This window comes from Acidovorax sp. (assembly GCF_046314175.1).
GTDB lineage: Bacteria > Pseudomonadota > Gammaproteobacteria > Burkholderiales > Burkholderiaceae_C > Acidovorax.
Genome location: NZ_JBKBXG010000046.1, coordinates 15671 through 36309 on the forward strand (window position 1 = coordinate 15671; position 20639 = coordinate 36309).

The 20639-nt window shown below is 62.2% G+C and carries 23 protein-coding genes; 13 read left to right on the forward strand and 10 right to left on the reverse strand.

Features of this window, described 5'->3' with window-relative positions; all coding sequences use genetic code 11:
* Nucleotides 1-56 precede the first annotated feature (56 nt).
* Nucleotides 57-1316: an NADP-dependent isocitrate dehydrogenase gene (gene icd / locus ACK4OE_RS14375; protein ID WP_409885490.1), complete on the reverse strand. Its 1260-nt coding sequence runs from the start codon at nucleotides 1314-1316 to the stop codon at nucleotides 57-59.
* 245 nt (nucleotides 1317-1561) lie between these two features.
* On the opposite strand from icd, the gene ACK4OE_RS14380 reads away from it, so the two are divergent.
* The gene (locus ACK4OE_RS14380; RefSeq protein ID WP_409885491.1) at nucleotides 1562-2083 is read left to right on the forward strand and encodes a DUF192 domain-containing protein; all 522 of its coding nucleotides are present in this window, start codon (nucleotides 1562-1564) and stop codon (nucleotides 2081-2083) included.
* A 147-nt stretch (nucleotides 2084-2230) separates the two neighbouring features.
* Here ACK4OE_RS14380 and ACK4OE_RS14385 read toward each other — a convergent pair whose 3' ends face one another.
* Together ACK4OE_RS14385 and xseA are read right to left on the reverse strand one after the other, a co-directional pair.
* The gene (locus ACK4OE_RS14385) at nucleotides 2231-2812 is read right to left on the reverse strand and encodes a superoxide dismutase (protein ID WP_409885492.1); all 582 of its coding nucleotides are present in this window, start codon (nucleotides 2810-2812) and stop codon (nucleotides 2231-2233) included.
* A gap of 264 nt (nucleotides 2813-3076) precedes the next feature.
* A complete protein-coding gene (gene xseA, locus ACK4OE_RS14390; RefSeq protein ID WP_409885493.1) occupies nucleotides 3077-4402 on the reverse strand; it encodes an exodeoxyribonuclease VII large subunit in 1326 nt (441 codons plus the stop codon).
* A 352-nt stretch (nucleotides 4403-4754) separates the two neighbouring features.
* Between xseA and ACK4OE_RS14395 the strand changes: the two genes are divergently transcribed.
* The 6 genes from ACK4OE_RS14395 to adk all read left to right on the forward strand — a co-directional run bounded on the left by ACK4OE_RS14395 (nucleotide 4755) and on the right by adk (nucleotide 9007).
* Nucleotides 4755-5402 carry a MotA/TolQ/ExbB proton channel family protein gene (locus tag ACK4OE_RS14395; protein WP_409885494.1) on the forward strand — a complete coding sequence of 216 codons (648 nt, stop codon included), beginning with the start codon at nucleotides 4755-4757 and terminating at the stop codon, nucleotides 5400-5402.
* A gap of 52 nt (nucleotides 5403-5454) precedes the next feature.
* Nucleotides 5455-5889 (forward strand): ExbD/TolR family protein, encoded by a 435-nt coding sequence (locus ACK4OE_RS14400; protein ID WP_409885495.1) that lies wholly within the window; start codon nucleotides 5455-5457, stop codon nucleotides 5887-5889.
* A gap of 5 nt (nucleotides 5890-5894) precedes the next feature.
* On the forward strand, nucleotides 5895-7049 hold the full coding sequence (gene lpxK / locus ACK4OE_RS14405) for a tetraacyldisaccharide 4'-kinase (RefSeq protein WP_409885496.1): 1155 nt from the start codon (nucleotides 5895-5897) through the stop codon (nucleotides 7047-7049).
* Nucleotides 7050-7075: 26 nt separating this feature from the next.
* On the forward strand, nucleotides 7076-7258 hold the full coding sequence (locus tag ACK4OE_RS14410) for a Trm112 family protein (protein WP_409885497.1): 183 nt from the start codon (nucleotides 7076-7078) through the stop codon (nucleotides 7256-7258).
* Nucleotides 7255-8088 (forward strand): 3-deoxy-manno-octulosonate cytidylyltransferase, encoded by an 834-nt coding sequence (kdsB, locus tag ACK4OE_RS14415; RefSeq protein WP_409885498.1) that lies wholly within the window; start codon nucleotides 7255-7257, stop codon nucleotides 8086-8088. Before ACK4OE_RS14410 ends, kdsB begins: the two co-directional genes overlap by 4 nt.
* Nucleotides 8089-8350: 262 nt before the next feature.
* Nucleotides 8351-9007 carry an adenylate kinase gene (gene adk / locus ACK4OE_RS14420; RefSeq protein WP_409885499.1) on the forward strand — a complete coding sequence of 219 codons (657 nt, stop codon included), beginning with the start codon at nucleotides 8351-8353 and terminating at the stop codon, nucleotides 9005-9007.
* Between the two features lie 122 nt (nucleotides 9008-9129).
* Here adk and ACK4OE_RS14425 read toward each other — a convergent pair whose 3' ends face one another.
* The 3 genes from ACK4OE_RS14425 to ACK4OE_RS14435 are packed head-to-tail and all read right to left on the reverse strand — an operon-like array spanning nucleotide 9130 to nucleotide 11010.
* A complete protein-coding gene (locus ACK4OE_RS14425) occupies nucleotides 9130-9600 on the reverse strand; it encodes a DUF6152 family protein (protein ID WP_409885500.1) in 471 nt (156 codons plus the stop codon).
* Nucleotides 9601-9621: 21 nt separating this feature from the next.
* Nucleotides 9622-10041, reverse strand: a complete 420-nt coding sequence (locus ACK4OE_RS14430) for a hypothetical protein (protein ID WP_409885501.1) — start codon at nucleotides 10039-10041, stop codon at nucleotides 9622-9624.
* Between the two features lie 9 nt (nucleotides 10042-10050).
* Nucleotides 10051-11010, reverse strand: coding sequence for an asparaginase (locus ACK4OE_RS14435; protein ID WP_409885502.1), 960 nt, complete (start codon nucleotides 11008-11010; stop codon nucleotides 10051-10053).
* Between the two features lie 89 nt (nucleotides 11011-11099).
* On the opposite strand from ACK4OE_RS14435, the gene lexA reads away from it, so the two are divergent.
* The 3 genes from lexA (at nucleotide 11100) to ACK4OE_RS14450 (ending at nucleotide 13679) form a co-directional block, all read left to right on the forward strand.
* Entirely contained in the window at nucleotides 11100-11774 is a 675-nt protein-coding gene (gene lexA / locus ACK4OE_RS14440) for a transcriptional repressor LexA (RefSeq protein WP_409885503.1), read from the forward strand.
* A gap of 154 nt (nucleotides 11775-11928) precedes the next feature.
* On the forward strand, nucleotides 11929-12435 hold the full coding sequence (locus tag ACK4OE_RS14445; RefSeq protein ID WP_409885504.1) for a hypothetical protein: 507 nt from the start codon (nucleotides 11929-11931) through the stop codon (nucleotides 12433-12435).
* A gap of 236 nt (nucleotides 12436-12671) precedes the next feature.
* Nucleotides 12672-13679 carry a D-2-hydroxyacid dehydrogenase family protein gene (locus tag ACK4OE_RS14450; RefSeq protein WP_409885505.1) on the forward strand — a complete coding sequence of 336 codons (1008 nt, stop codon included), beginning with the start codon at nucleotides 12672-12674 and terminating at the stop codon, nucleotides 13677-13679.
* A gap of 126 nt (nucleotides 13680-13805) precedes the next feature.
* On the opposite strand, the gene ACK4OE_RS14455 is transcribed toward ACK4OE_RS14450, so the two are convergent.
* The 4 genes from ACK4OE_RS14455 to ACK4OE_RS14470 all read right to left on the reverse strand — a co-directional run bounded on the left by ACK4OE_RS14455 (nucleotide 13806) and on the right by ACK4OE_RS14470 (nucleotide 17805).
* A complete protein-coding gene (locus ACK4OE_RS14455) occupies nucleotides 13806-14933 on the reverse strand; it encodes a branched-chain amino acid ABC transporter substrate-binding protein (RefSeq protein ID WP_409885506.1) in 1128 nt (375 codons plus the stop codon).
* Nucleotides 14934-15063: 130 nt separating this feature from the next.
* Nucleotides 15064-15288, reverse strand: a complete 225-nt coding sequence (locus ACK4OE_RS14460; RefSeq protein WP_409885507.1) for a hypothetical protein — start codon at nucleotides 15286-15288, stop codon at nucleotides 15064-15066.
* Between the two features lie 542 nt (nucleotides 15289-15830).
* Entirely contained in the window at nucleotides 15831-16265 is a 435-nt protein-coding gene (locus tag ACK4OE_RS14465) for a DNA polymerase III subunit chi (RefSeq protein WP_409885508.1), read from the reverse strand.
* A gap of 25 nt (nucleotides 16266-16290) precedes the next feature.
* A complete protein-coding gene (locus tag ACK4OE_RS14470) occupies nucleotides 16291-17805 on the reverse strand; it encodes a leucyl aminopeptidase (RefSeq protein ID WP_409885509.1) in 1515 nt (504 codons plus the stop codon).
* Nucleotides 17806-17878: 73 nt separating this feature from the next.
* Here ACK4OE_RS14470 and lptF point away from each other — a divergent pair, with 73 nt between their 5' ends.
* From lptF to ACK4OE_RS14485, 3 genes are all read left to right on the forward strand, one after another.
* On the forward strand, nucleotides 17879-18991 hold the full coding sequence (lptF, locus tag ACK4OE_RS14475; protein WP_409885510.1) for an LPS export ABC transporter permease LptF: 1113 nt from the start codon (nucleotides 17879-17881) through the stop codon (nucleotides 18989-18991).
* Complete coding sequence (gene lptG / locus ACK4OE_RS14480; protein ID WP_409885511.1) at nucleotides 18988-20094, forward strand: LPS export ABC transporter permease LptG; 1107 nt, start codon at nucleotides 18988-18990, stop codon at nucleotides 20092-20094. The genes lptF and lptG overlap by 4 nt, the downstream gene beginning before the upstream one ends.
* A gap of 117 nt (nucleotides 20095-20211) precedes the next feature.
* A complete protein-coding gene (locus ACK4OE_RS14485; protein WP_409885512.1) occupies nucleotides 20212-20592 on the forward strand; it encodes a sirohydrochlorin chelatase in 381 nt (126 codons plus the stop codon).
* Nucleotides 20593-20639: the final 47 nt, after the last annotated feature.

Consider the following 20639-nt stretch of genomic DNA (forward strand, 5'->3'; position numbering starts at 1 on the left):
AGTGGTCACCTTGCAGAGCCGCACACCAAGTGCCGCGCAAACGCCAGGCGAGGCGGTCACATGTTGTCGATCATCACCTGCCCGAAGCCCGAGCAGCTCACCTGCGTCGCACCGTCCATCAAGCGCGCAAAGTCATACGTGACCTTCTTGGAGGCTATCGACTTTTCGAGCGAGCTGATGATCAGGTTCGCCGCCTCGATCCAGCCCATGTGGCGCAGCATCATTTCGGCCGACAGAATTTCCGAGCCGGGGTTCACGTAGTCCTTGCCCGCGTACTTGGGAGCGGTGCCGTGCGTGGCTTCAAAGCAGGCCACCGAATCGGACATGTTGGCGCCGGGCGCAATGCCAATGCCGCCCACCTGGGCAGCCAGAGCGTCCGAGATGTAGTCGCCATTGAGGTTGAGCGTGGCCACCACCGAATACTCGGCCGGGCGCAGCAGGATCTGCTGCAGGAACGCATCGGCGATGCTGTCCTTGATGGTGATCTCTTTGCCCGTCTTGGGGTTCTTGAGACGGCACCAGGGGCCGCCATCAATCAGCTGCGCACCGAACTCCTTTTGCGCCAGGGCGTAGGCCCAGTCACGAAAGCCACCCTCGGTGTACTTCATGATGTTGCCCTTGTGCACGATGGTCACGCTGGGCTTGTCGTTGTCGATGGCGTACTGGATGGCCTTGCGCACCAGGCGCTCGGTGCCTTCTATGGAAACCGGCTTGACGCCCAGGCCGGACGTGTTGGGGAAGCGGATCTTCTTGACGCCCATCTCGTCCTGCAGGAACTTGATGAGCTTCTTGGCCTTGTCGGACTCGGCTTCAAATTCGATGCCTGCGTAGATGTCTTCCGAGTTCTCACGGAAGATCACCATGTTGGTCTTTTCGGGCTCTTTCAGCGGCGAAGGCACGCCCTTGAAATACTGCACCGGGCGCAGGCAAACGTACAGGTCCAGTTCCTGGCGAAGGGCCACGTTCAAAGAACGGATGCCACCGCCCACGGGGGTGGTCAGCGGCCCCTTGATCGACACCACGTAATCGCGCAGCACTTGCAACGTTTCTTCCGGAAGCCACACATCGGGCCCATACACCTTGGTCGATTTTTCGCCTGCGTAGACCTCCATCCAGTGGATCTTCTTCTTGCCGCCGTAGGCCTTGGCCACAGCAGCATCCACTACCTTGATCATCACGGGCGTGATGTCGAGACCCGTGCCGTCGCCTTCGATGAAAGGGATGATGGGCTGGTCCGGCACATTCAGGGACATGTCGGCATTGACGGTGATCTTCTGGCCTTCGGAAGGCACCGTGATGTGCTGGTAGGTGGTCATGGGTGGTGTGTCTCCTGGGGAATCTGAAACGGGTCTAGGTGGCGCCAAGCGGTCCAAAGCCGGATCATTTTAATGACAAAGATTGGCGGCTCCGGCCCTGTCAACCGCTGCGCGCCGCACTCGCGACGGCCGCTCAGATGACACTTGGCGGAATGCCTCAAAATCGCGGTGACCCGCGTGCGGCGTGAAACTTGTCGCGCAATCGGCAGTCGTTCTTGTTCCTCGTCCTCCTACCCCGTAAAACCATGGCCATGACCGCACCCAGCCCCGCCACTGCCGCACTGGCGCCCACCCACCGCGTAGCACGTCGCACTGTTTCGTCAGTGGCCGCCTTGCTGACTTTGCTGGGCCTTCTGTTTGCAGGCAGCGCTACCGCGCAGGACGGCCCGCAGCTGAACCTGCGGCGTGTGGAGCTGACCGCCGGCATGCACCGCATCGATGCGCAGGTTGCGCAGGCGCCCCAGGAGCGCCAGATCGGTCTGATGCACCGCAAGGAAATGCCCCAGCACGAGGGCATGCTGTTTGTGTTTGAGCAACCCGCGCAGCAGTGCTTCTGGATGAAAAACACGCTGCTGCCGCTCACGGCAGCTTTTGTGGACGACGACGGCACCATCGTCAACCTGGCCGACATGAAGCCGCAGACGCTGGATTCGCACTGCTCAGACAAACCGGTGCGCTACGTGCTGGAGATGAACCAGGGCTGGTTTGCCAAGAAGGGGATCAAGGCGGGCGCCAAACTGGGCGGTACGCCGTTCAAACGCCAATGAGCGCGCGCCAGTTCACTATCATTTGAATAGCTGCCAGCGCTTTAATGACAAGCGCTAGAGGCCTAAAAGGCTTCAAAAACCATAAAAAAAACGGCCCGAAGGCCGTTTTTTGTTTCTGCGGGTGTGCCCAGCAGTTTTGACCTGCGATCAGGCGAAGTTGGCTTCAGCGAACTTCCAGTTCACCAGGCTTGACAGGAAGGTTTCGACAAACTTGGGGCGCTGGTTGCGGTAGTCGATGTAGTACGCGTGTTCCCACACGTCCACTGTCAGCAGTGCCTTGTCGGCGGTGGTCAGTGGCGTGCCAGCGGCGCCGGTGTTGACGATGTCGACGCTGCCGTCGGCCTTCTTCACCAGCCAGGTCCAGCCGGAGCCAAAGTTGCCCACGGCGGACTTCACAAACGCTTCCTTGAAGGCCGCGTAGCTGCCCCACTTGGCGTTAATGGCGTCGGCCAGCGCGCCGGTTGGCTCACCGCCACCTTGGGGGGCCATGCAGTTCCAGAAGAACGTGTGGTTCCAGATCTGGGCTGCGTTGTTGTAGATGCCGCCGCTCGACTTCTTGATGATCTCTTCGAGTGTCATCGCTTCGAATTCGGTGCCCTTTTGCAGGTTGTTGAGGTTCACCACATAGGCGTTGTGATGCTTGCCGTGGTGGTACTCCAGTGTTTCCTGGCTGTAGTTCGGCGCCAGGGCGTCGATGGCATAAGGCAGTGGGGGAAGGGTATGTTCCATGTGGTGATTCCTTGTGGTTTGAAATTCTGGGATGGCTGGGACCCCCTCTGCAACGCATTCCTGATCAATGCAGTCGGGCACAGCGCGAGAGGGCATTGTAGAAAGATCATGTGACCTGTGCAGGATCAGGGCAGATGCGGGCGGGGAAAACCGCAGAAAGCCCGAGAACACGCTGCTGTCCTACACAGGCCCTTCACTCAACCCACGCTCACTGGGCGCAACCTCCGGGAACAGCAGCCACACATCCGGCGCAGCGGGCAGAGATCACAGCAGGCGCGGCTGTCCCACGGTCACATCCAATGCCCCATCAGCCAGGGTGGCGCGCAAGGCGTCGCCGGGCTGCGCCTGCCGGACGCTAGTCACCGCTTGCCCTGTAGTGTCGGTCAACAGCGCATAACCGCGTTGCAGCACCAGGCGCGGGTCCAGCAGGTCCAGCCGCAGTGCGGCGCGGTCCAGCCGGTCGGCCTGCTGCACCAGGCGGCGCTGAATTTTTTGAGGCACTTCGGCCTCTAGCGCTTGCTGGGTCTGCGCAAGCCGCTGCAATTTCAATAGCACCCCATGGCGCATGCGCTGCGCGAGGCGGGCCAGTTGCATTTGCTGGCGCGCCACCAGCCCGGACGGCCGACCCAGACGTGCTGCTGCCTGGTCCAGCCGCTGGTGGCGGGCGTCAAGCTGGCGCTGCACGCCGTCAGCGATGCGCTCGGCCAGCAGGTCCAGCGCACCCAGCCACACATCGCGCGGTTGGGACACCAGTTCGGCCGCCGCCGTCGGCGTGGGCGCGCGCAGATCGGCGCAGAAATCCGCAATGGTGAAGTCGGTTTCATGCCCCACACCGCAAATCAGCGGCACCGGGCTTTGCACGATGGTGCGGGCAAGGTGCTCGTCATTGAAAGCCCAGAGGTCTTCGATGGAACCACCGCCACGCACGAGCAGGATGACGTCAATGGCGGGATTCTTAGTCAAATCAGCCTCTAGCGCTTGTCCTGCTTGCGCAAGCAGATACAGTTTTGATAGCGCCGCAATGATGGATGCCGGTGCAGCCCCACCCTGTACCTGGGCCGGCACCAACACCACGGGGATGTGCGGCACCCGGCGGCGCAGTGCGGTCACCACATCGTGCAAGGCGGCTGCGCCCAAAGACGTGACCAGGCCAATGCCCCGCGGCTGCAATGGCAAAGGGCGTTTGCGGGCCGTGTCAAACAGGCCTTCGGTTTCTAGCTGCGCCTTGAGCCGCAAGAACTGCTCGAACAATGCGCCCTGCCCGGCCCGCTGCATGCTTTCGACAATGAACTGCAAGTCGCCGCGTGCCTCGTACACCCCCAGGCGACCCCGCACTTCCACCAATTCGCCATCGCGCGGCGAAAAGTCAAGCAGCGTGGCGGCACGGCGGAACATGGCGCAACGCAACTGCCCGTTCGTGTCTTTGATCGAAAAATAACAATGCCCGCTGGATGCGCGCGAGAAGCCCGTTATCTCGCCGCGCACCGCGACAGGATTGAATCTCGCCTCCAGGGCATCAGCAATGGCGCGGCACAGCGCGCCAACTTCCCACACGCGGGGCGTCGCAGCGTGGCCTGGGCGGTCAATCATGAGGCACGGCGCGCACTGGCGCGGCATTCACATTGGGAGTACTCCACAGAAACGACCGAGCGGCCAGCTGGCCTGCGGCCCCACACAAAACCGGCCGCAAAACACCAGAGCACGTGCAAGCTGTTGATTTATATACGTTTTTCACTGCACAATTTTTCATCAATCTGTTGCAAGCACGGCGTGGCGCCACTTTGCGAGGTTGTCGGAGAGGGTTGCCCACAAAGTTATCCACAGTTTTTGTGGGTGAGCGGCCCCGCGTGTGGGGCGCACAGCAACGTAACGGTTTGTGACGAAGTAGTGCGATGAAGCTGGGCCATAATCGCCGATTGCTTTCATCTGCGCGGAGAGAGATTTGCTGTCCATCATACAAGCCGCAGGTTGGCCGATCTGGCCCCTGATCGCGTGTTCCATCCTGGGACTGGCGCTGATTTTTGAACGTTTTGTGGCCCTCAAAACGGCCCGCGTTGCCCCCCCCAAACTGCTGGACGAGGCCATCACGGTGTCGTCCAAGTCTGTGCCCACGCCAGACGTGGTCAACCAGCTGGCCCAAAACTCTGCGCTGGGCGAAGTGCTGGCCAGCGGCCTGCGCACCCTCAACAGCAACCCCCAATGCAGCGAGGCGGACCTGCGCTCTGCCATGGAAGGCGCTGGCCGCAGCGTGGCCCACCGGCTTGAGAAATACCTGGCGGCCCTGGCCACCATTGCCTCGGCGGCTCCCCTGCTCGGCCTGCTGGGCACGGTGATCGGGATGATCGAGATTTTCGGCTCGCAAGCGGGCGGCGGCGGCGTAGGCCAGGCGCTGGGCGGCGGTAACCCCACCCAATTGGCGCACGGCATCTCGATTGCGCTGTACAACACGGCGTTCGGGCTGATCGTCGCCATCCCGGCACTGATCTTCTGGCGCTACTTCCGCGCACGCGTGGATGCGTACCTGCTCACGCTGGAGCTGGCCTCCGAGCAGTTTGTGCGCCACATCCTGCGCCTGCGCAAGGTGAAGTAAGGCGGTCTTTCGCCTGCCGCATCCGGCCCCCCGCCTTACAAGAGCTTTGCCCATGAACTTCAGCCCCCGGCCCAAGGATGAGCCCGAGATCAACCTGATCCCGTTCATCGACGTGTTGCTGGTGATCCTCATCTTTCTGATGCTGACCACCACTTACAGCAAGTTCACCGAATTGCAGCTGACCCTGCCCGTGGCCGACGCCGAGCAGCAGCGCGACCACCCCAAGGAAGTGATTGTTTCGGTGGCCGCTGACGGCCGCTACGCCGTCAACAAGACCGGTGTGGACGGCAAAAGCGTGGACGCCATCGCCCAGGCTCTGCGCACGGCCGCCAGCGCGGGTCGCGACAGCGTGGTGATCATCAGCGCCGACGCCATGTCGCCGCACCAATCGGTGGTCACCGTGATGGAAGCCGCGCGCCTCGTGGGTCTGACGCAGATCACCTTTGCCACCCAGTCGTCGGCAGCGGGCCGCGCCGCCAGCCGCTGACCGGCATGGCTGCCTCCGGGCCGCAGCCGCCCTCTTCCACATCTTCACTGCCCGCCCCGCCTTCGGTCCCGCCCACGGTGGGGCACTCACCCGCCCCTGCACCATCAAACCAACGCGGACTGCAGCGGATATGGCAGAAGCGCGGCATCGCTGCCTGGGTGCTTTGGCCAGTGTCACTCATCTACGGCGCCTTGGTACACATTCGCCGCAGCCTGTACCGGGCCGGATGGCTGAAAGCTCAGCATCCAGGCCGCCCCGTGGTGGTGGTGGGCAACGTCATCGCCGGGGGGGCAGGTAAAACCCCTGCGGTCATTGCAATCGTGCGTCATTTGCAGGCCCGTGGCCTGCGCCCCGGGGTGATTTCCCGGGGGTACGGGCGCAGCACTACCGACTGCAGAGCCGTTGCACCCGACAGTCTGGCCAGCGAGGTGGGCGATGAACCCCTACTGATGGCGCGCAGCTTTGCCAACGGGCCCGGTGGCGCAGGCCAAGTCCCTGTGTTTGTGGCCCGACGCCGCATCACGGCGGCCCGGGCCCTGCTGGCCGCCCACCCGGATACCGATGTGATCGTGTGCGATGACGGTCTGCAGCACCTGGCGCTGCAACGCGATCTGGAGATCTGTATCTTCAACGACCAGGGCGTTGGCAACGGCTTTCTTCTGCCTGCGGGCCCACTGCGCGAGCCCTGGCCGCGCGCCGTGGATTTTGTGCTGCATGCTGGCCACGCTGTGCCCGGAGGCGCAGCCCCCGCGTTTGCTATGCAACGAGCGCTGGCACCGTTTGCTTTGCGCTCTGACGGAACCCAGATGCCGCTTGCAAACTTACAGGGCCACCCGTTGCATGCGGTGGCGGCCGTGGCCCGTCCTCATGATTTTTTCTCCATGCTGCTGGCCCAAGGGCTGACACTGGCGCACACTGAGCCTTTGCCAGATCACTATGATTTTAATAGCTGGAACCGCTTATTAGACAGGCGCTACACCCTGATTTGCACCGAAAAAGACGCCGTCAAACTGTGGGGGCAGCATCCGGATGCTTTGGCCGTGCCGCTGCAGCTGCAGGTGAACCCGGCGTTCTTTGAGGCACTGGACGCACGCATGGGCATTCACATCGCGGCCACCCAGGTAGCCGTGCTCCCGCCGCTATCATCCCCCCCTGTCTGAACGCCCCCTCCCGAAAGCCCGCCGCCATGGATACCAAACTGCTTGAATTGCTGGTCTGCCCCGTCACCAAAGGCCCGCTGACTTTTGACCGTGACGCACAGGAGCTTGTCTCCCGCAGCGCGCGGCTGGCCTACCCGGTGCGCGACGGGATTCCGGTGCTTCTAGAGAACGAAGCACGCACGCTGACCGACGAGGAACTGGAGCAGTGAGCGAGCCAACGCCAGAGGGGGCCGCCGCCGATCCCGCAACGCCCCGTTTCACCGTGCTGATTCCGGCCCGCATGGCCTCCAGTCGCCTGCCCAACAAGCCGTTGGCAGACATTGCCGGCCAACCCATGGTGGTCCGCGTGGCTCGGCGCGCTGCCCAAAGCGCCGCAGTACGCGTGGTGGTTGCAGCCGACGACACCCGCATTCTGCAAGCCTGCGCCGACCACGGCATAGAGGCCATCCTGACCCGCGCAGACCACGCCAGCGGCAGTGACCGCCTGGCGCAGGCGTGCACCGACCTGGGGCTGGACGGCGACGATATCGTCGTCAACGTGCAAGGCGACGAGCCCCTGATGGACCCCCATCTCATCAACGCCGTGGCCACCCTGCTACCCGCCCGTCCAGAGGCAAGCATGGGCACCGCCGCACACACCATCGCATCACTGGCCGACTACACCAACCCCAACGTGGTCAAGGTAGTGCTGGATGCGCGCGGGCTGGCGCACTACTTCAGCCGCGCGCCCATTCCATTTGGGCGCGACTTTGCGGACATGGCCTGGTGGCAAGGTGCGGCCGCGGCTGCAGCGCCCGGCATCGCATCGATGACCGGCTTCACGCCGCTGCGCCATGTGGGCATCTACAGCTATCGCGCGGGCTTTTTGCGGCAATTTCCTTCTCTGACACCCGCACCGACCGAAACGGTTGAAGCGTTGGAGCAACTGCGCGCGCTGTGGCACGGTCATCGCATTGCGGTGCACCTCGCTGCAGAAGCACCGGGCCCAGGCGTGGACACTCCGCAAGACCTGGAGCGGGTGCGCAACCTTTTGGCCTGACGGACTGACCGACTGCCTGCAGCGCGGGTGGGTGCCCCCGAAGCAGTCTGTCTGCCACACCGTTTTTAGCGAAATGTGACAGGGTCGGCACCCCGAACGCACCGCCCCGTTCACCAGGGCCCATGTAAGTCGGCGCAAGGTGGTCACATGCTATCCTCGCTCGCAACGAGAGCACCGCGTCCCGGGCGCACCGAACGGCTTCAGGTGCCCTTCGAACGCCCCCGTCAGCGGCGCCACCGATTTCTAACCTTCGAGGACATCCATGAGACTGATTCTGTTGGGCGCGCCTGGCGCCGGAAAGGGCACGCAAGCCACGTTCATCTGCCAGAAATACGGCATCCCGCAAATCTCCACCGGCGACATGCTGCGCGCAGCCGTCAAGGCGGGCACGCCCCTGGGCCTGCAGGCCAAGGCGGTGATGGATTCCGGTGCTCTGGTCAGCGACGACATCATCATCGGCCTGGTGAAGGAACGCATTACACAACCAGATTGCGCTCACGGCTTTCTGTTTGACGGGTTCCCCCGCACCATTCCGCAGGCTGACGCCATGAAGGCCGCAGGCGTCAAGCTCGACTACGTGCTCGAAATCGACGTGCCTTTTGACGCCATCATCGAACGCATGAGCGGCCGCCGCTCGCACCCCGCCAGCGGCCGCACCTACCACGTCAAGTTCAACCCGCCCAAGGTGGACGGCAAGGACGATGTGACGGGCGAAGACCTGATCCAGCGCGAAGACGATAAGGAAGAAACCGTGCAAAAGCGCCTGCAGGTCTACAGCGACCAGACGCGCCCCCTGGTGGACTACTACAGCAACTGGGCCAAGGCCGAACCCGCCACCGCACCCAAGTACCGCGCCATCAGCGGCACGGGCACCGTGGACGAAATCACCGCGCGGGCCTTTGAGGCACTGGCCAGCTGATCTGCAGCCGGCAGCCAGCCGCCAGTCCCGCCCCCTCAATAAAAGCGACGCACCTGCAGAGGTGCGTCGCTTTTTTTATGTCTGGCGGGCACGAACAAGCCCCTCGACGTCGAGGTATCAGATCAAGCGGGACCAGAGCGGAGTGCGTAGGCCTTGCCATCCACGAACAGGTATTCGGCGCGCAGCACGGCCTCGCCTTTTTCCTCACGCAGGGTAAAACCCACCACCGACACCACCGTGCCGGGCTTGATCTCTTGCACCTGCCAGGCCTGCATGCGGGTGAGCGGCGCCAGCTCGATCTCCCACATGCGGTCTTTGCGCGTGGGCAAAACGGTTTTGGCCAGCAGCGCTTTGCCGTCCACCGGCGACGTCTGTGCAGGCACCGCACGCTGCGCCAGATCGGGCGGCAGCTTCAGGCCAGCGGGCAGCTCCAATTCCAGCTCGGCATGGGGGTTCTGCCAGCGCACCTTGCGCACCGTGCCTTCCAGATAGATGGGGCGCTCTGGGTCAAAACTGCTCCAGCCATGGTGCGCACGGGCGCCCAGCGGCAGGGCTGCGGCGACCGCAAGCAGGTGACGACGTTGCAGGGTCATAGGGGTACTCTCCTTGCTAAGCTAAACATAGGCAATCCAGCGGCCACACACCACCACGGCCAGCCAGACCACGGTAGATGCCAGCATCTGCGCACGGGCCAGCCCGTCCAGACGCGCCAATGACCCGCGCCCATGGAACCACGCAGCGTTGCAGCCTGCAAGTATTAACAACAGCATCTTCAAGGTGAATATGCGGTTGCTGAGCAGTTCCGCAGGCTGCGAGGCAAACATGAGCAGGCCCGATGCGGCCACCAGCCCAAAGCCGCACAAGGCGACCGAAAGGCTCAGCCGGGCCAGGTCCTTGACCGGCAGCGCAGCGCCGCGGCCGAACACGCGCAACTCCAGCAACACCAGATTGCCCAGCAGCAGCGCAATCCCCACGATGTGGACGACCTCCAGCGCCGGATACGCCCAGACATGGGTTCTGAGGGCTGTAAACATGCGAGGCAGCTACTTTCTTGCTGATGCGTTGAGCAGATCAAGCATGAGGGCGATGCGCGCCTTGACGGGCGACAGGCCGCGCGAATCAGGAAACAGGTCACCGCGCTTGGGCAACACCTGCCCCTCGGGGCAGCGGGTAGACCGAACGACCTTCACACCGGCATCCTGGGCCCGCAGCAACGCGGCTTCCAGTGCATGGTGCATGGTGCCGTTGCCGGTACAGGCCACAACCAAACCCTGCACATCGTCGCGCACCAGGGCATCGACCACTGCACCGGTGGCGCCTGCATGGCTGATGACGATCTCTACGCGGGGCCAGGCGTCAGCGTTCGCTATCTTTTCAATAGCTATTCGCGCTTTACCATCAAGCGCTAGCGGCCAATTTTGTGTCAAGCGGAGCGTTCCCTCCTCCACAAATCCCAGCGGACCCACGTCACCCGACGTGAAGGCATGGACGCGGTAGGGATGCACCTTCTGCACATGCAATGCACCATGTACCTCGCCAGCAGCCACCGCCAGCACGCCGCTGGCGCCAGAAGTCATCGCGACAGCGACGGCATCCAGCAGATTCTGGGGTCCATCGGGCGTCAATGCGGTGGACGGGCGCATGGCACAGGTCAGCACCACCGGCTTGTGCGCGTTCAATGTCTGGTGCAGAAACCAGGCTGTCTCTTCCAGCGTGTCGGTGCCATGGGTGATGATGATGCCCCGAACGACGGGGTCTTCGATGTGGTGCGCGCAGCGTCGCGCCAAAGCCAGCCACACCTCGCCATCCATGTCCTTGCTGTCAATCTGGGCCACTTGCTCGGAATGAAGCACCATGGCCAAAGCCTCTAGGCCAGGAACAGCCTCCAGCAACTGGGCCACACCGACCTGAGCGGCCGTGTATCCGATGTTGTCCTCTGCCTGCTCCGAGGTCCCCGCTATCGTGCCACCGGTGCCCAAAACCACAATTTTTTGCCCACTCACTTGCGCACTCCGAAAAACTGGTGAAAAATACAGTTACTGGATTAAAAAACAGTTGTCCGCTACTGTAGCTGCCTCCACCGGAAACCACCATGCTCGACAACCCCAAACTCACAGCCCGTCAGCAACAGATTCTGGATCTCATTCAGACCGCCATCGCACGCACCGGAGCTCCCCCTACCCGCGCAGAAATCGCTGCCGAGCTGGGTTTCAAGTCGGCCAATGCTGCCGAAGAGCACCTGCAAGCCTTGGCACGCAAGGGGGTTATCGAGCTGGTCAGTGGCACATCGCGCGGTATCCGCTTGCGCAGCGAGACCGTGCGCTCCATCAATGCAGCGCGCGGCAACCAGTTCAGCCTGCCCATCCCTGGCCTGTCCCAGTTGGTCTTGCCTCTGGTAGGGCGCGTGGCTGCGGGCTCGCCCATTCTCGCGCAGGAACATGTCGACCAGACCTACAGCGTTGAAAACAGCCTCTTCCAGCATCGGCCAGATTACCTGCTGAAGGTGCGAGGCATGTCCATGCGGGATGCCGGCATCATGGATGGCGACCTGCTCGCAGTGCAATCGACCCGCGAGGCCCGCAACGGCCAGATCATCGTGGCGCGTCTGGGGGATGACGTAACCGTCAAACGCCTGCGCCGCACTGCCACTGCCATCGAGTTGTTACCCGAAAACCCCGACTACCCCGTCATCGTGGTGCAGCCCGGCGAGCCCTTCGAAATCGAAGGCCTCGCTGTGGGGCTGATCCGCAACACCATGCTGATGTAAGTCAGCCCATTTCATTCGGCTGCACCGCAGGTGGCGGGCGTTTGGGGACTGAAGGCTTGTTGCCATCAGCATCCCAGCCCTGCGGTGTCGCTTCGCCTTGCAATCCTGCCTATGTCCAACCCCCGACCTTCGGAGTTTTCACATGGGAATTGCTATGTCCACCCTTTCCACCTTGCCCGCACCGTTGCGCGCGCTCTCCCGCTGGCTGCAGCAAAACCTTTTGCTCGAGACGGAAGAGCCAGCATGCAATGCGCCAGCGGCACCGCCGTCAGCACCGGTACGCGGTCGTGCGGACATGCGGGACCGGGGCGCGGCCCTGGGTTCAGGCGCAACAGCTAACCCCGCTTCGCCCTCCTCTGCTGGCAGTCGGCCACTGCGTGGCAACTGGCCGTTCAACGTCAGGCCACCCGTCACCGCGCCGCAAACGCCTGTTGGGCCATCTACAGGAAACAACCGGTCTTTTCTGCCGACGTCGTCCATGGGCAGCAGAGACGCCTTTATTGCATCGCTCTCTTCCAACAGTCGAACCAACCAGTCTGCGCGGGTATTGCGGCGGGTGTGTGACGCGGGCACCGGCAAGCTGGTCATCGCCGGTCGCATGGCTGATGTCTGCGCAGAATTGGACCGGATGGCAGCTCTGGAAGGATTGCAAACCCGGTAAGTCAGCTGCTGATTGAATGACCGGGATAGCCGGGCGGCTTGCCCCGCTTGAAAACAACGTGCCTGCCAGTACTTCGCTGCACCGTCGCTGCGCATCATTGGCGCATTCACAATGCTCCGGTGGCCTTTGCCTTGCGCTGTGTCAATCAACACTCCGTCACTAAAAGCTTGGCGTTTTGATGTGCCGCACAGCCATCCTGGGCGCTGCGGCTTTCCCTGCCAAGGCACAATGTCGGGATGAATATTGTGATCCTCGACGACTACCAAGATGCGGTGCGCAAGCTGCACTGCGCCTCTCGGCTCGACGCCTACACCGCCAAGGTCTATACCAACACCGTCAAGGGGCTGGGCCAGCTGTCAGTCAGGCTCAAGGATGCCGACATCATCGTACTAGTCAGAGAGCGCACACAAATTTCCCGGCAGCTGGTCGAGAAGTTGCCAAGGCTCAAACTCATCGCCCAGACCGGAAAGATCGGCAGCCACATTGATGTTGCAGCATGCACCGAGCGCGGCATTGCCGTGGCAGAAGGGGTCGGATCCCCGGTAGCGCCTGCTGAACTGACCTGGGCCTTGGTCATGGCGGCGATGCGCAGATTGCCGCAATACATTTCCAACCTCAAACATGGCGCCTGGCAGCAGTCGGGACTGAAAGCTGCCTCCATGCCGCCCAATTTTGGCGTGGGCAGCGTTCTGCGTGGCAAAACACTCGGTATCTGGGGCTACGGCCGCATTGGCCAACTGGTGGCGGGCTATGGGCGATCGTTCGGCATGAATGTTCGCGTCTGGGGACGTGAAGCCTCGCGGGCGCAGGCGCTCACCGACGGATACCAGGCAGCCACCACGCGGGAAGAGTTCTTTTCACAGTGCGATGTGATCTCTCTGCACCTTCGCCTCAACGACGAAACCCGCGGAACCATCTCACTTGAAGACCTGTCGTGCATGAAGCCCACATCGCTGCTGGTCAACACATCGCGCGCCGAGCTGATCGAACCCGATGCATTGATTGCCGCGCTCAACCGTGGCCGCCCCGGCATGGCCGCAGTGGACGTGTTCGAGAGTGAACCCATATTGCAAGGCCATGCGCTTCTGCGGCTAGAGAACTGCATCTGCACACCCCACATCGGCTATGTCGAGCAAGACAGCTATGAGCTGTATTTTGGTGCGGCCTTCGACAATGTCATCAACTTCATCAAGGGCACGCCAACGAACATCGTGAACCCCGGTTCATTGCAAGTGCGGCGCTGAAGATTTACAAATTCCGGCGTTAATCGAAGCATTACCGCACCAATACAAAAAAAGGCTTCCCAAGGGAAGCCTTTTTGCTTTGACAAGGCACCGGAGTGCCTCGTCACGATCAAAAACTCGCTGAAATTACAGCGGAGTCTTCTTACCGTCTTTGTAAACGTACAGAGTGATCGAAGGGTTCTTCATTTCGCCGTTGGGTTCAAACGCGATGGCAGAAGTCACGCCCTTGAAGTTCGACTTGGCCAGTTCGTTCACGTACACCTTCGGGTCCACCGAGTTGGCACGCTTCATGGCGTCAACCAGCAGGAACGTGGCGTCGTAGGTGTAAGGGCTGTAGACCTGGAACTGGTTGGGGTACTTGGCATCGTACTTGGCCTTCCAGGCCGTACCGCCAGGCATCTTGGCCAGCGAAGAGCCGCCTTCAGCGCAGATCACGTTGCCCAGGGTCTTGGCACCAGCAGCCAGCTTGGCGATTTCCGATGTGCAGACGCCATCACCACCGAAGTACTTGACGTTGCCCATGCCCAGCTGTTCCATCTGGCGCAGCATAGGACCGGCTTGTGGATCCATACCGCCGTAGAACACGGCGTCAGGGTTCTTGGACTTGATGGCAGTCAGAATGGCCATGAAGTCAGTGGCCTTGTCGGTCGTGAACTGCTCGTCCACCACCTTCATGCCCTTGGCAATAGCCGTCTTCTTGAACACGTCTGCCACGCCTTGGCCGTAAGCAGTACGGTCATCGATGATGGCAACGGTCTTGAGCTTGAGCGTATCCACAGCGTAGAAAGCCAATCCAGCGCCCAGGGCGTTATCGTTGGCGATGATACGGAACGTGGTCTTGTAGCCAGGCTTGGTCAGGTTGGGGTTGGTAGCAGCGCCCGTCACCATCGGAATACCGCAGTCGTTGTAGACCTTGGAAGCGGGGATGGTGGTACCGGAGTTGAGGTGACCGACAACGCCGGCAACTTTGGAGTCGCACAGCTTTTGTGCAGCGGCCGTGCCCTGCTTTGGATCGGCAGCGTCATCTTCGGCTTGAAGTTCAAATTTGATCTTCTTGCCACCAATGGTGATGCCTTGAGCGTTCAGCTCTTCAATGGCCATGCGGGCGCCATTTTCGTTGTCCTTGCCGTAGTGGGCTTGGGCGCCGGAAACCGGAGCCACGTGGCCGATCTTGACCACCTGCTCTTGTGCAGAGGCCACACCAGCAGCAGCCGCGATAGCAGCAACCACGGTCAGTTTCAACTTCAATTGCATATCAATCTCCAGTAAAGATAAACGCTGAGAATATTCTTGTGTCTCAACGCAGGCGAACATATCGCAATTTACGGGCCAGATCATTAGGGAACACGATTAAATGCGGGGGAAACCACAGGGGAATACCCTGTCATCCCTTTGACCCAGAGGGAGCGCCACTGGCCAACTCGTCAGCTACGGCTTCATAAACGGCATGCCGCACCACGGATTCGATCTCTTCGCGCAGGCGCGGAAGCACCGATCGGGTTTGTTCTTGCACCACTGTGGCGATCGCTTCACGCAGGCGCTGGTCCAGCACGACGTCCACCCGCTGCATCACGCGGTGCACCATGTACTCCTCCATGCCTTCGGGCATGGGCCGAGTCTTCGATGCAGCGGCAGTCGCCACGCTACCGCCGGCGGTTGCTGTAGGTGTTGATGCTGATTGAGCCGCAGGGGCTGGTGCGGGCCGGGGCGTGGACAAAGGTGCCGCATGTACCGCAGACTGCGTTGCTATTGCGGATGCCAGCGGTGATGTCACTTGCGGTGCCGGTCGCGGTGCCGCTGAGGCTGCCAAAGGCTTGGGGGCAGGCGCCGCAGAGGGAACCGGCGCCGCTGCGATGGCAGGCCGTGCGACCAGAGGCGGAGGCGATGACAGGTTCGGCCGCGGCACGAGCGGAGTGGGTGGTGGAGCCGCCCTGGCAGCAGGAGCAGGCGTTGCAGGCGGCGGGCTGGGCATCCTCGGCGCCGCAGATGTAGCCATCGGTGTTGCAGGTGCGCGCGTAGTCAGTGGAGGCGGCATTACCGTCGTACGCGATGGATCCATGGCAGGAGGCAAGGCGGGCGCAGCGTCCGGTGTTTGCACCACTTCGGTGAGTGTCGGAACGAAACGCGGCGGAGTGCGGGGTGGCAGCGCCATCAGGTAGCTTTCAGCACCAGATCATGGCGCGTGATGGCATAGCCGCGGGATGCGTAATGCTTCCAGCGCGCACGTGCTGCGGCACGATCCGTTTCATCGTGCGCGCTGACCACTTCGACCAACCGGTCAAACCGACCGAAGCCTTCAGGCACGTCGGCGTTCAAGTTCAGCAGCACTTCATGGTGCGGTGCCGATCGTGCGTCGGCAGCCAGTAAAACAGGCGATGCGTGGATGATGTCTTCATCGGCATCGTCACGGCAATGCGCAACAAAATCCTGCGGCGCCATGGCCCAGAGCATCCGGTCAAGGGCCGCCAGCGCCTCAGGGGGGGCTGCGATGACCAGCCGGGCGCCAGCGCGCTGCACCTTGCGGGCAAAGCGGCACGCATAGGCCAGCTTGTCCGGCGCGTTGAAGTGAAAGGCGACCTCGGTCATGTTCAGCGATACCTGGTGAAAGCGGTCAGACCGCCTTGGCCCGTGGCGCGCGCTTTGCCGCAGGTTTGGCGGCGACACGGGGCGCTGCTGCCTTGGCCTTGGCCTTGGACTGGTCGTGCAGGTATTGCACCAGGAGCCCGACAGGGCGCCCGGTCGATCCCTTGGCGGCGCCACCCTTCCAGGCCGTGCCAGCAATGTCCAAATGGGCCCAGGGCATGTCGCCCACAAACTTCTGCAAGAACTTGGCCGCAGTGATGGAGCCGCCCGCACGCCCGGCCACGTTGCCCATATCCGCAAAATTGCTCTTGAGGCCATCGGCATAGTCGTCGTCCAGCGGCATGCGCCAGCACAGGTCTTGCGCCACGTCACCCGCAGTCTGCAGGGCAGACGCCAGCGCGTCGTTATTGGCAAACAGGCCGCTGCGCACGCCGCCGAGTGCAATCACACAGGCACCGGTCAGCGTGGCGATGTCCACCACGGCTGCAGGCTTGAAGCGGGTTGCATACGTCAGTGCATCGCACAGAACCAGGCGCCCTTCGGCGTCGGTATTGAGGATTTCGATGGTCTGGCCGCTCATGCTCGTCACCACATCGCCTGGCTTCACGGCGCGGCCGTCGGGCATGTTTTCGCAGGCCGGTATCAAGCCCACCACATTGATGGCTGGCTGCAACTCGCCGAGCGCGCGGAACACGCCCAGCACGCTGGCAGCTCCGCACATGTCAAACTTCATTTCATCCATCTCGGGCGCAGGCTTGATGGAGATACCGCCGGTATCAAACGTGATGCCCTTTCCGACCAGCACCACCGGTGCCTGGTCCTTGGTAGCACCGTTGTAGCGCAGTTCGATAAACCGCAGCGGCTCTTCAGACCCCCGTGCCACTGCCAAAAACGCTCCCATCTTCAGCCGGGCCACTTCGGCCGGACCGAGCACCTTGCATTGAATTCGTGGCAACTTCGCGAGCGTCTTGGCCGCGTTGGCCAACAGCGTAGGAGTTGCATGGTTGGCCGGGCGATTGCCCCATTCGCGGGCAAATTCGACGCCTGCGACCAGGGCCACACCGCTGTCAAAACCTTCACGCGCCTCGGCGGCGTTGGGCACACCCACCACGCAGCGGTTCAGGCTGCGGGCCTCTACCTTGGACTTGGTGGTGGTGTACACATAGCTGGCTTCAGCAACCGCCTGCACCACGGCGCACACGGCACCTGCCTTCACCGCCCCGGCAAAACACACGACGACTCGCTTGGTCTGCGGCGCCTTAATAGCACCGCCCACGGCCAGCACAGCCTGGCGCACTGAGCGGGCCGAACCATCACCCGCCCCCACCAGGACCAGCCGGCGTGCCGCCACGGCAGGCGCCTGGTAAAGCTGCAGATGTTTGCCTGCCTTCGCAGACAGATCTCCGTTCTTGAGCGCCAGCGCAGCCAGGGCAGACAGCGCGTCCGCCCCTGGCTTGAAGCCCTCTGGAATCAGCACGACCAGCAAATCGCATTTCTCGGAGGCTGCCGCAGTCAGTTCAAGGGTCTTGAGATCAAAGTTCATAATCGGTGTTTTCCTTTTGAGCGTGCTATGCACTTTAATAGGCACGTCAAAGTGCATAGCAAGCTCTTAGCCAATGTTATTCGATTCATCCATCCGCAAAGAGCTGGCCCGCAGCTTTGGCGCGACGCTTGTGGTGCTGGTGACCGTGGTCATGACCATGATGCTCATCCGCACCTTGGGTCAGGCATCCAAAGGCAGCGTCAGCCCGTCTGACGTGATGCTGGTCATGGGCTTCACCGTCCTGGGGCAGTTGCCCACCATCTTGAGCCTCAGCCTCTTCATCGCCGTGGTCGCCACGCTGTCGCGCATGTACCGTGACAGTGAAATGGTGATCTGGTTCGCCAGCGGGCGCGGCCTCATCAGTCTGCTCAAGCCCCTGGTGCGGTTTGCATGGCCTGTCATGCTGGTCATTGCGGTGTTGTCGCTGCTGGTCTGGCCCTGGGCCAATTCGCAGATTCAGGAACTCAAAACCCAGTATGAACAGCGCAGTGACATCGACCGTATTGCGCCTGGGCAGTTTCAGGAGTCGTCCGACGGCAGCCGGGTGTTCTTCATCGACAAGGACAGCCCCGACAACCAGGCCGGCAACAACATCTTCATTGCCGCTACCGACGGCGTGCGCGAGTCCGTCACTTCCGCCCGCAGTGCCCGGCTTGAGACACAGAACGGCGAGCGCATGGCTTTGCTGAGCGATGGTCAGCGGCTGGAGACCTCCCGCGACAAACCCGGCGTCAAGATCAGCGAATTTGAAGAATACGGAACGCGCATTGGCTCTGCGCCCACAGGCTCGGCCGAAGAACTCTCCGTCAAGACCCGCGCCACGCACGAGCTGCTGATGCAGCCCCTGCCCGCCTACCGTGCAGAGCTGGGCTGGCGCCTGGGGCTCGCGTTTGCAGCGCTTAACTTCGTGGTGCTGGGCCTGGCCGTGGCCAGCGTCAACCCGCGCGCCGCACGCAGCACCGGGTTGGTGTTTGCGCTTTTCGGCTTCATCGTCTACTACAACCTCATGACCCTGGGGCAAAGCTGGGTGGGTGCTGGCCGTCTGGGACTCGTCAGTTTCATGCTCATGCTGCACGGCGGCATGCTGCTGATGTCGCTGGCGGTCCTGGCAGCGCGGCACAACCAGTGGACGCTGGCCAGCCTGTGGCGCACCAAGGCGCCGCGCTCGCCCCGGAGCCCCGCATGAAAACTATCCGACGCCTGATTCACCGCGAAGCACTGTTCGCCGTCAGCTTTGTCACTGCAGGCTTTCTGGCACTGTTCTTCTTTTTTGACCTGGTGGATGAACTCCGCTGGGTGGGCCGCACGGGCGCCGACGGCTATCAGCTGTCGCACGCCCTTTTGTTTGTGGTGCTCAGCATTCCCAGCCATTTGTATGAGCTTCTCCCCATCACGGTGCTGATTGGCACCATCTTTGTGATGGCTCGGCTGGCGCAAAGCTCGGAGTTCACCATCATGCGCACCAGCGGCATGGGCCCCTGGCGCGCGTTGCGCACCCTGCTCACGCTCGGCGGGTTCTTTGTTTTGCTGACCTTTGCCATTGGCGACTACGTTGCCCCCTGGACGGACCGGGCGGCACAACTGGTCAAGGTGCGGTACCTGGGCAGCCTGACCACCGGTGCCACCGGAGCGTGGCTCAAAGAGCGGCAGGACGATCGCTCCTATGCCGTCAACGTGCGCGCACTGACCACCGAGGGTGGCATGCTGGACGTGCGAATTTTCGAGTTTGACGCCAGAGGCCGCCTCGCCTCGCAGACCCGCGCAGCATCGGGCCACTTTGGCTCTGATGGCGCGTGGGAGCTTGAAGCCGTGCAGCGCAGCCGGTTCGAGCAACGTGGCAGCGACGAGGCCCGCGTGGAGCACCTGGACGCCCCCACCCTGCAATGGCCCACCCGCATCAGCGCCGACATGGTCGCCGCCTCGCTACTCAAGCCAGATCGAATGGCTACCATTGACCTCTTCCAGTACATTCGCCACCTCGACGCCAATGGCCAGGCCGCGCAGCGGTACGAAATCGAGTTCTGGCGTAAGGTTTTTTACCCCCTCAGTTGCCTGGTGATGGTGGTGCTGGCACTGCCCTTTGCCTACCTGCATTTCCGCTCGGGCGGCATTGCAGGCTATGTGTTTGGCGGGGTGATGGCGGGCATCAGCTTCTTCCTGCTGAACAATGTGTTTGGCTACGCGGGCAATCTACAGAACTGGTCACCGTGGCTTACCGCTGCGGCACCGGGCCTCATCTATTCCGTGCTGTCACTGGCGGCCTTTGGCTGGCTAGTGCTTCGCCGGTAGGAAAATGGCCCCCACGCTTGCCCACTTCGTGTGGCCGCTGCCACCCGAGGGCGCCGCTTTGTATCTTGGGGCGGCCCGGCGGCAAAAAATTTCAAGCCTTTTTGGACTCTAACGCATATGCAGCAAGCGCAAGCAGCTATCATTTTATTTGCACATGGTTCACGTGATCCACTCTGGCGCCTGCCAATGGAGGCCGTTGCGGCCCGCATCGCCGACCAACAGCCTGGCAGGCCGGTCCTTTGCGCATACCTGGAGCTGTGCACCCCATCGCTAGCAGATGCCGCGCAGCAACTCGCCGCACAGGGGGCCACGCAGGTCACCGTGGTGCCCATGTTCCTGGGCACGGGTAAACATGCGCGCGAAGACCTGCCCCTGCTGGTGCAGGACCTGCGCGCAGCCCACCCCGGCGTTCAATTCCATGTGCAGACCGCCATCGGCGAAGACCCGCGCATGACCGCATTGATGGCAGAAATCGCCTGCGAGGCCCCTCGTACCTGAAACCCTTTAGATGCTTGCAGCATAATGATGCAACTCTTTAGGCGTTA

Excerpts from the sequence above, each read along its gene's own strand:
- icd (WP_409885490.1), bottom strand. The coding sequence starts at position 1,316 with ATGACCACCTACCAGCACATCACGGTGCCTTCCGAAGGCCAGAAGATC.
- ACK4OE_RS14380 (WP_409885491.1), top strand. The coding sequence starts at position 1,562 with ATGGCCATGACCGCACCCAGCCCCGCCACTGCCGCACTGGCGCCCACC.
- ACK4OE_RS14385 (WP_409885492.1), bottom strand. The coding sequence starts at position 2,812 with ATGGAACATACCCTTCCCCCACTGCCTTATGCCATCGACGCCCTGGCG.
- xseA (WP_409885493.1), bottom strand. The coding sequence starts at position 4,402 with ATGATTGACCGCCCAGGCCACGCTGCGACGCCCCGCGTGTGGGAAGTT.
- ACK4OE_RS14400 (WP_409885495.1), top strand. The coding sequence starts at position 5,455 with ATGAACTTCAGCCCCCGGCCCAAGGATGAGCCCGAGATCAACCTGATC.
- lpxK (WP_409885496.1), top strand. The coding sequence starts at position 5,895 with ATGGCTGCCTCCGGGCCGCAGCCGCCCTCTTCCACATCTTCACTGCCC.
- ACK4OE_RS14410 (WP_409885497.1), top strand. The coding sequence starts at position 7,076 with ATGGATACCAAACTGCTTGAATTGCTGGTCTGCCCCGTCACCAAAGGC.
- adk (WP_409885499.1), top strand. The coding sequence starts at position 8,351 with ATGAGACTGATTCTGTTGGGCGCGCCTGGCGCCGGAAAGGGCACGCAA.
- ACK4OE_RS14425 (WP_409885500.1), bottom strand. The coding sequence starts at position 9,600 with ATGACCCTGCAACGTCGTCACCTGCTTGCGGTCGCCGCAGCCCTGCCG.
- ACK4OE_RS14430 (WP_409885501.1), bottom strand. The coding sequence starts at position 10,041 with ATGTTTACAGCCCTCAGAACCCATGTCTGGGCGTATCCGGCGCTGGAG.
- lexA (WP_409885503.1), top strand. The coding sequence starts at position 11,100 with ATGCTCGACAACCCCAAACTCACAGCCCGTCAGCAACAGATTCTGGAT.
- ACK4OE_RS14445 (WP_409885504.1), top strand. The coding sequence starts at position 11,929 with ATGTCCACCCTTTCCACCTTGCCCGCACCGTTGCGCGCGCTCTCCCGC.
- ACK4OE_RS14450 (WP_409885505.1), top strand. The coding sequence starts at position 12,672 with ATGAATATTGTGATCCTCGACGACTACCAAGATGCGGTGCGCAAGCTG.
- ACK4OE_RS14455 (WP_409885506.1), bottom strand. The coding sequence starts at position 14,933 with ATGCAATTGAAGTTGAAACTGACCGTGGTTGCTGCTATCGCGGCTGCT.
- ACK4OE_RS14460 (WP_409885507.1), bottom strand. The coding sequence starts at position 15,288 with ATGCCCGAAGGCATGGAGGAGTACATGGTGCACCGCGTGATGCAGCGG.
- ACK4OE_RS14465 (WP_409885508.1), bottom strand. The coding sequence starts at position 16,265 with ATGACCGAGGTCGCCTTTCACTTCAACGCGCCGGACAAGCTGGCCTAT.
- ACK4OE_RS14470 (WP_409885509.1), bottom strand. The coding sequence starts at position 17,805 with ATGAACTTTGATCTCAAGACCCTTGAACTGACTGCGGCAGCCTCCGAG.
- lptF (WP_409885510.1), top strand. The coding sequence starts at position 17,879 with ATGTTATTCGATTCATCCATCCGCAAAGAGCTGGCCCGCAGCTTTGGC.
- lptG (WP_409885511.1), top strand. The coding sequence starts at position 18,988 with ATGAAAACTATCCGACGCCTGATTCACCGCGAAGCACTGTTCGCCGTC.
- ACK4OE_RS14485 (WP_409885512.1), top strand. The coding sequence starts at position 20,212 with ATGCAGCAAGCGCAAGCAGCTATCATTTTATTTGCACATGGTTCACGT.